Raw genomic sequence first — 8,700 nt, 5'->3', positions numbered from 1 at the left:
TATTCTTATTCTCACTCTACTTCCTCTACCAATTTATTTAAAATATCTATAAATAGGCTTATTTTAGCAAAAGGCGATAGACCATAATTCGATAACCCAAGTCTGAATTTCCTATTTTCAGCCCCGAAAGACTTCAATCATTCAGTTGTTTGTAAAAAGTTGTGTATTGAAAAAATTAAAGTTTCATCATAAGAGATTAGAGAGTTGAAAACCAATAAAAAGTTTGATCAACTACAGTGCCAAAGATACAATGATCAAAAAAGGTCGGGATTTTTTATCCCGACATCTTTATTCTGATAGATGCTTTTCAACTTCTTGCGCTTCCTTATGATTTTCATACAATCGCGCTAAGAATTTAGCAATCTCTTTTAAAATGGAATAGGTAGGAACAGCAACAATCATCCCAATCACACCGTAAATATTACTTGATAATAAAAGCAAGACTAAAATAGTAATTGGGTGAACCTTCATAACTCCACCCACGATACGTGGATATAAAATATTTCCATCAACTTGCTGAATAATCAACATATAAATGACAGCAATAATCATTTTATGAGGATCGGTGAAGAGATTTGAAATAATCATTGGAATCAAGCCAATGCTTGGTCCTACATATGGAATCAAATTAGCCAATCCAGAAAAAATGGCGAAGACCAAGGCATATCTTAGACCAATCACACTATAACCGATAAAAGCTAAACATCCAATAATAACTGCATCTATAGACACTCCACTAATGTAACGAGAAATAGTTGTATTTAGGTTTGTCAATAAACCAGATATGTTCAATTTATCTCGTTTTAATACAGTTCTTTCTAGCATGGGTAAAAATTTATGCCCATCAAGTAGGAAGTAAATCAAGAAAACTGGTGTCATGATGATAATCAATACAGTGCTTACGAGTGCAGATAGAACACTTCCAACACTATTTGTCACACTGTTCAAGATATTTTGCAAAATATCAACATAAGAGAGATTCAGTTGCTGAATAGTTTGTTGAATATCTAGATTTTGTAGTGCTGGATGTTTTGATAACTCAATGACTAAATCTTGAAGACGACCATAAATGTTTTGACTCGAATAGATTAGGCTACTCAACTGATTAATCAAAATCGGTAGCAGATAGACAAAACTAAGTACGATTGCACAAATTAAGGCACAAAGGGTTAACAAAATCCCAATGATGCGATTGATTTTGCATTCCTTCTCTAAAAAGATAACAATTGGGTTGGTTAGGTAATACAAAAATCCTCCCAATAAAAAAGGAATCATGATTGTATTTGCAACACTGACAAAGGGTGTAATAATAGCACCCATTTCTCTCCATAGATAGAAAATTAAGGTTATTAGTAGAATTTCAGTTGTCCAGAAGAATAGTTTGTTTCTCCGAAACATAGGCCACCTCCTCTTTTCCCTATTTTACCATATTTCAAAAAAGATTGATAACTTTCATCACAAAAACAAGAATATCTTTTGTCTTTGTGATAGAATAAAGTTACTATGAAGAAATTATTTTTAACCTTATTAACCCTCTTTTCATTTGCTTCAGCAACAACTGTTGCTGCCCAAGATTTTGATGTAGCAGCAAAACATGCCATTGCTGTTGAAGCTAATAGCGGTAAGTTATTATACGAAAAGGATGCTACTCAACCTGTTGAAATTGCTTCTATTAGCAAATTGCTTACCGTATATCTCGTTTACGAAGCCTTGGAACAGGGGAAAATCTCTCTTTCTACTCCTGTAGAAATTTCTGATTACCCCTACCAGTTGACAACTAATTCTGCGGCAAGTAATGTTCCCATGGAAGCTCGTAACTACACAGTTGAGGAATTGCTAGAAGCGACTTTGGTATCTAGCGCTAACAGTGCTGCTATCGCTTTAGCTGAAAAAATTGCCGGTTCTGAGAAGGACTTTGTAGATATGATGAAGACCAAACTACAAGAATGGGGAATTCAAGATGCTACACTCGTCAATACAACAGGGCTCAATAATGAAACTCTTGGAAATAATATCTATCCAGGATCTAAAAAAGATGATGAAAACAAATTGAGCGCTTATGATGTTGCTGTCGTTGCTCGCAATCTCATCCTCAAGTATCCTCAAGTCTTAGAAATCACAAAGAAACCTTCTTCTACTTTTGCAGGGATGACCATTCATTCTACCAACTATATGTTGGAGGGAATGCCTGCCTATCGTGGTGGTGTTGATGGACTTAAAACTGGTACGACTGATAAAGCTGGAGCATCCTTTGTAGGTACGACTGTAGAAAAAGGAATGCGCATCATCACAGTTGTCTTAAACGCTGACAACCACGATACCAATCCATATGCACGCTTTACAGCTACTTCTTCTATTTTAGATTACATCTCATCAAACTTTGCTCTTCAGACAATCGTCAAACAAGGAGAAAGTTATGAAGATAGTAAATCGCCTGTATTAGATGGGAAGGAAGATACAGTTACAGCTGTCGCCAAAGAAGACATCAAAATCGTACAACGTCTGGGTAGTCGTACACAATCAACTATTACTTACACAGCGGACACGACTGAACACACTGCTCCACTAGAGGCAGGAACTGTCGTTGGACATTTGACTTATGAAGACAAGGATCTAGTTGGTCAAGGATACATTACAACTGACAAACCTAGTTTTGAGATGGTCGCAGAAAAAAATGTCGAAAAAGCCTTCTTCTTAAAAGTTTGGTGGAATCGCTTCGTTCGTTTTGTTAATGAGAAATTATAAAAATCGCGAAATTCGCGATTTTTTCTTTATTCATTTTCAGCTACAGTTGAATGGTTATATCCATAAACAAAGTAAATAATAACTCCTATTAATAAAGCTAGTCCAAATGCCATCCATGTTTCAAGGGTATATTGAAGCATAAATGAAAGGCAGATTAGAATAGACAAGATTGGTAAAAAAGGTACCAGGGGAGTTTTAAATTCTCCCTCTTTGGGCATCCCCTTATCTTTTCTCAATTTGATAATCCCATAGGCTAGGAGAATAAGATAGGCTAAGGTGCAGATATTGAGAAAGGCTGCGATACTTGCCAGTGGGAAAATTCCCGCTGCAATCGCTGAAACAACACCTGTTAAAATGGTCGCATTCTTAGGGACACGACTGGTCTTAGTCACTTGTTTGAAACTCTGAGGCATGAGCCCATCACGTGCCAAACTATAAATCATTCGAGACAAGGCGTAAGTCATGGAAATACATACCGTAATCAAAGTAAAAATTGCAACGAGTGAAACATAATTAGCTGCCCAACCAATACCGATACTTCTCAGAGCAAAAGCCACTGCATCATCAACATTGAGCTTGCTATAATGAACGATACCTGTCAATATCAAGGTAACCAAGGCATACAGAATGGTTACAATGGTTAAGGATAAAACAATTCCACGTGGAATATTCTTTTGTGGACTTTGAATTTCATCAACTGCCATAGAAATAGACTCAAACCCTAAGAATCCAAAGAACATGAGTGAAGCACCTGCCATAATTCCAGTGCTTCCACCATAAATTTGACCAAAACCAAATGGTGCAAAATCTGACCAATTTTCAGGTTTAATGTACCAAATTCCAACTAGGATAAATAAGGCAAGAGCAGAAAATTTTAAAACAACAAGAATAGAATTAAAACGAAGAGCTGCTTTCGAATTTAAAAGTACAACGCCTGTAACAAGTAGAATTACTAAAATTGGTAAAAAATCAATATAAGTACCATGTTCAGGATTAAAAGTTCCATTTAAGGCTTGTGGCAAGGAAATTCCATAATGGCTAAGCAAACCCTTAAAATAGGCCGCCCAACCTGAAGCGACACCAGAAACAGCTGTCATAAATTCCATGATAGTCAGCCAACCTGCAATCCAGGCTGGAAATTCTCCTAAAATTGCATATAAATAACTATAGGCTCCACCCGTTGCAGGAACACGAGAAGCAAATTCTGCAAAAAAGAGTGCAGATAAGGATACGCAGATAGCAGAAATCACAATCGATACCACAAGGGCAGGTCCTGCTAATGTTGCTGCGGCAGTTCCTGTAATCGTAAAAATACCTGTTCCCACCATGGCACCAATTCCCAATAGAATTAAGTCCCATAGTTTTAAATGGCGATGCATTTCTGTCTTACCTAGACTAACGTCTTTGGTTCTAAAAATATTCATCATTCATCTCCCAATTTATAAGATTGTATTATTTTATCATATATAAGGATTTTTGTGAATATTTATTAGCATCTTTCATCAAAAAAACTGAACAAATGTAATACTTGCTCAGTTTCTGTTCATAAAGTTTATCCAACTGATCCTTCCATTTCATAGCTAATCAAGCGGTTAAGCTCAACTGCGTATTCCATTGGAAGTTCTTTGGTGAAGGGCTCGACAAATCCCATGACAATCATTTCAGTTGCTTCAGATTCTGACAGACCACGACTCATGAGATAATAGAGTTGTTCTTCTGAAATCTTAGATACTTTAGCTTCGTGTTCCAAAGCTACTTGTGAGTTGTGGATTTCATTAAACGGAATGGTATCTGATGCTGACAAGTCATCCATGATAATGGTATCACACTCGATGTGAGAAACAGATTTCTTAGAGTTCTTGTTAAAGGTTACTTGTCCACGATAGTCAACCTTCCCTCCACCTTTGGCGATAGATTTTGAGACGATTGATGAACTTGTATGCGGTGCATTGTGGATCATCTTGGCACCAGTATCCTGGTGTTGCCCTGCATTAGCAAAGGCAATAGAAAGCATGGTACCACGCGCTCCTTCTCCGTCAAGATATACAGACGGATATTTCATAGTCGTTTTGGCACCCAAGTTTCCATCAATCCACTCAACAGTCGCATCTTTCAAGGCTTTTGCACGTTTGGTTACCAAGTTATAGACGTTATCAGACCAGTTTTGGATGGTTGTATAACGCATGTAAGCTCCATCCAAAGCAAAGATTTCTACAATGGCAGCATGCAAACTGTTACTTGAATAAGTTGGCGCTGTACATCCTTCTACATAGTGGACACTTGCTCCCTCATCAACGATAATCAAGGTACGTTCAAACTGACCAGTGTTTTCGTTGTTAATACGGAAATAAGTTTGAAGTGGAATATCCACTTTCACACCTTTTGGAACGTAGATAAAGGTTCCACCTGACCATACTGCCGAGTTGAGGGCTGCCAACTTGTTATCAGTCGGTGGTACCAACTTAGCAAAGTATTGTTTAAACAAGTCTGGGTACTCTTTGAGGGCAGAATCTGTATCAGTAAAGATAATACCTAACTTCTCAAATTCTTCCTTCATGTTGTGGTAAACCACTTCTGACTCATACTGGGCAGAAGCTCCAGCAAGATAAGCACGCTCAGCTTCAGGAATCCCAATACGTTCAAAGGTTTCTTTGATTTTTTCAGGAACTTCATCCCAAGAACGGGCTGGTTTATCAGATGGTTTTTGGTAGTAAATCAAGTCATCAAAATCAATCTCTGACAAGTCTGCTCCCCATGTTTGCATGGGCATTTTTTTGAAGGTTTCATAAGATTTCAAACGGAATTCTAACATCCACTCAGGCTCTCCCTTAGCAGCTGATAGTTCACGAATGACATCTTCATTCAATCCTTTTCCTGTCGATAGGACAGGCTCTACATCGTCATGAAAACCAAATTTATATTCACCAAGGTCAATTGGTTTTGGTTCTACTCTTTCTTCAGCCATAATATCCTTTCTTTCATTCTTTATTTCTATGATTTATAAGACAAAGAAAGCTTGTCTTATTTGTTATCTTGATTTTCAATTGTTTTCTTAAGGGCGTTCCAAGCTAGGGTTGCGCATTTGATTCGTTGAGGAAACTTGGCAACTCCTGATAAGAAAGCTGCGTCTCCAAGACTATCTTGTCTGTCATCTTTTTGCCCTTGAACCATTTCAGAAAAGATGGTTGCAAGCTCTAAGATTTCTTGCTTGGTCTTTCCTAAGACTGCATCTGTCATCATACTAGCAGAGGCAGTTGAAATCGTACAACCAGAGTTTAGAAAAGCGATATCTTCCAAACGATCATCTGCATCAAACTTAACAGAGAGATTAATCACATCACCACAGGTTGGATTGTTGAGACTGATTTGTTCTGCATCTTCTAACTTCCCTTGGTGATGGGGATTTTTCGAATGGTCCGCTACCACTGCCATATAAAGACTATCTAGTTTAGAAAGTGCCATTGAAAAACTCCTTTGTCTTTTGTAAGTCATCGACTAGCTTGTCACAATCTGCCTTGGTATTGTAGATATAAAAACTTGCACGAGCTGTTGCTGGAACATTCATATACTGGAGCAAAGGTTGAGCGCAATGGTGTCCGGCACGAACTGCTACTCCTTCATAATCCAGAGCAGTCGCGAGGTCGTGAGGGTGAAGATCACCTAGGTTAAAGGCAATGACACCTGAACGTTGAGCCAAGTCCTGCGAACCATAAATGGTCAATCCTTCAATCTCCTGCAGTTTTGGATAGACGTATGCAACCAGTTCCTGTTCATGAGCTTCAATGACATCCATACCAATATTTTCTAGGTAATCCACTGCTGCTGCAAGTCCGATAGCACCCGCCATATTTGGAGTTCCTGCCTCGAATTTCCAAGGCAATTCCTTCCAGCTTGCAGATTGTTCATAAACGAAATCAATCATCTCGCCACCAAACTCAACCGGTGACATTTGTTCCAAATACTTCTCTTTGCCGTACAGAACACCGATACCTGTTGGACCAGCCATCTTGTGACCTGAGAAAGCAAAGAAATCTACATCCAAGTCCTGGACATCAATCTTCATATGCGGTGTAGACTGAGCACCATCCACCACCATAATAGCTCCAACTTCATGAGCCATTTGAGTGATTTCTTTGATAGGATTTACTACTCCAAGAACGTTTGATGCGTGAGCTAGGGAGACAAATTTCACCTTGTCCGTCAATTTAGCCCGCAGGTCATCCATATCCAGAGCTCCGTCCTTGAGATAGACATAAACAAGCTCAGCTCCGGTATTTCGACAAGCTTCCTGCCAAGGAATGATGTTGGAATGGTGTTCCATGACAGAAATCAAAACTTGATCCCCCTCAGTCAAGAATTCCTCAGCGAAACGTGCCACCCAGTTCAGACTGGTTGTCGTTCCTCTAGTAAAGAGGACTTCCTTTGTCGAACCTGCATTGATGAACTTACGAATGGTTTCACGAGCAGCCTCATAGGAAGCTGTCGCACGCTCCGCCAAGGTATGAACCCCACGATGAACATTGGCATTGTCCTGCTCATAATAGCGGTTAATCGTTTCCAGAACTGCTAGTGGTTTTTGTGTCGTCGCAGCATTATCCAGATAGACCAGAGGTTCATCGTTAACATTCTGGTCTAAAATTGGAAAATCCTTGCGAATCGCTTCTACATCTAACATAGGCTTCCCCTTAGCGTTTTGACAATTTTTCTTCGATCGTTGCAATCATCTCATCGCGAACTTCTTTGACTGGAATCTCAACGATAACAGATCCAAGGAAACCACGAACAACTAAGCGCTCTGCAGTTGCCTTGTCCAAGCCACGGCTCATGAGGTAGTACATATCTTCTGGATCCACTTGACCGATAGAGGCTGCGTGACCTGCAGTAACATCATTTTCATCAATCAAGAGAATTGGGTTGGCATCTGAACGCGCTTGGTCAGAAAGCATGAGAACACGGCTCTCTTGTTGGGCATCTGCTCCCTTGGCACCCTTGATGATGTGACCGATACCATTGAAGGTCAAAGTTGCTTTTTCAAGGATAACCCCATGTTGAAGAATATTACCAATAGAGTTGCAACCATAGTTAGTCACTCGTGTATCAATCCCTTGTACCTGACGACCACTTGATAGGGCAACGACCTTAAGATCTGCATGGCTACCATTACCAATCAAGTCACTATCAAAGTCTGCAACGACGTTTCCTTCATTCATGACACCGATAGCCCAGTCAATACTTGCATCGTTGCCCAATTTACCACGGCGGCTAATATAGGCAGTGACGTTCTCACCTAGACGGTCAATAGCTGCAAACTTCACTTGCGCGCCAGAACGAGCGATGACTTCTACTGTGATGTTGGCAGTGGCCTTAGCACTACCTTCTCCACGTGACTCCAGACGCTCAAGGTAGCTAATCTTACTGTTCTTACCAGCGATGATGAGGATATGTTTGTTAAATGGCACATCGCTATCGCTATCTTGATAAAAAATACCTTCGATTGGTTCAGCAATCTCAACATTATCAGGAATGTAGAGAACAGCACCACTATTAAAGTAAGCTGTGTGGTATGCTGCCAACTTGTCATCGTCGTATTTAACTGATGACATGAAGAATTCTTCTACAATTTCTGGAATTTCTTCTACCGCTGAATGGAAGTCTGTGAAGACAACTCCCTGTTCAGCTAATTCAACTGGAGTTTGTTCAAAAACAGTCTGAGTTCCTACTTGCACCAACTTCAAGTGATTATCTAGAGCTGTGAAGTCAGGGACATTTGCTGATGGTTCACTTTCTGTGATGGTACCATCACCAAGATTCCAACGGTGGAATTTGACACGCTCAATGACTGGCAATTCCAAACTTTCAATCTTGTCAAAAGCTTTTTGACGGAGTTCAGCCAACCAGCTTGGTTCAGCGTGCATTTCTGAAAAAAGTTTAATAGTTTCTTTAGTCATTTACTTC

Annotated in this window: 7 protein-coding genes; 1 reads left to right on the top strand and 6 read right to left on the bottom strand. The window is 39.5% G+C overall.

The window, feature by feature from the left end; all coding sequences use genetic code 11:
- Positions 1-288: 288 nt before the first annotated feature.
- Complete coding sequence (locus O3633_RS08875; RefSeq protein WP_049509519.1) at positions 289-1,398, bottom strand: AI-2E family transporter; 1,110 nt, start codon at positions 1,396-1,398, stop codon at positions 289-291.
- Positions 1,399-1,503: 105 nt separating this feature from the next.
- Here O3633_RS08875 and pbp3 point away from each other — a divergent pair, with 105 nt between their 5' ends.
- Positions 1,504-2,745 (top strand): D-alanyl-D-alanine carboxypeptidase PBP3, encoded by a 1,242-nt coding sequence (pbp3, locus tag O3633_RS08870; protein ID WP_371621046.1) that lies wholly within the window; start codon positions 1,504-1,506, stop codon positions 2,743-2,745.
- A gap of 26 nt (positions 2,746-2,771) precedes the next feature.
- Here the strand turns inward: pbp3 and O3633_RS08865 are convergent, their stop codons facing one another.
- The 5 genes from O3633_RS08865 to sufD form a co-directional block, all read right to left on the bottom strand.
- Positions 2,772-4,169 (bottom strand): APC family permease, encoded by a 1,398-nt coding sequence (locus O3633_RS08865; protein ID WP_371621045.1) that lies wholly within the window; start codon positions 4,167-4,169, stop codon positions 2,772-2,774.
- A 128-nt stretch (positions 4,170-4,297) separates the two neighbouring features.
- A complete protein-coding gene (sufB, locus tag O3633_RS08860; RefSeq protein WP_006151262.1) occupies positions 4,298-5,710 on the bottom strand; it encodes a Fe-S cluster assembly protein SufB in 1,413 nt (470 codons plus the stop codon).
- A 56-nt stretch (positions 5,711-5,766) separates the two neighbouring features.
- Positions 5,767-6,207 carry a Fe-S cluster assembly sulfur transfer protein SufU gene (sufU, locus tag O3633_RS08855; protein ID WP_371621044.1) on the bottom strand — a complete coding sequence of 147 codons (441 nt, stop codon included), beginning with the start codon at positions 6,205-6,207 and terminating at the stop codon, positions 5,767-5,769.
- Complete coding sequence (locus O3633_RS08850) at positions 6,194-7,420, bottom strand: cysteine desulfurase (protein ID WP_371621043.1); 1,227 nt, start codon at positions 7,418-7,420, stop codon at positions 6,194-6,196. Before O3633_RS08850 ends, sufU begins: the two co-directional genes overlap by 14 nt.
- 10 nt (positions 7,421-7,430) lie before the next feature.
- A complete protein-coding gene (gene sufD, locus O3633_RS08845) occupies positions 7,431-8,693 on the bottom strand; it encodes a Fe-S cluster assembly protein SufD (RefSeq protein ID WP_371621042.1) in 1,263 nt (420 codons plus the stop codon).
- Between the last annotated feature and the right edge of the window lie 7 nt (positions 8,694-8,700).

Source organism: Streptococcus sp. 27098_8_22 (assembly GCF_041432415.1).
Classification (GTDB): domain Bacteria; phylum Bacillota; class Bacilli; order Lactobacillales; family Streptococcaceae; genus Streptococcus; species Streptococcus pseudopneumoniae_M.
This window is presented reverse-complemented; position numbering and strand designations above follow the sequence as displayed.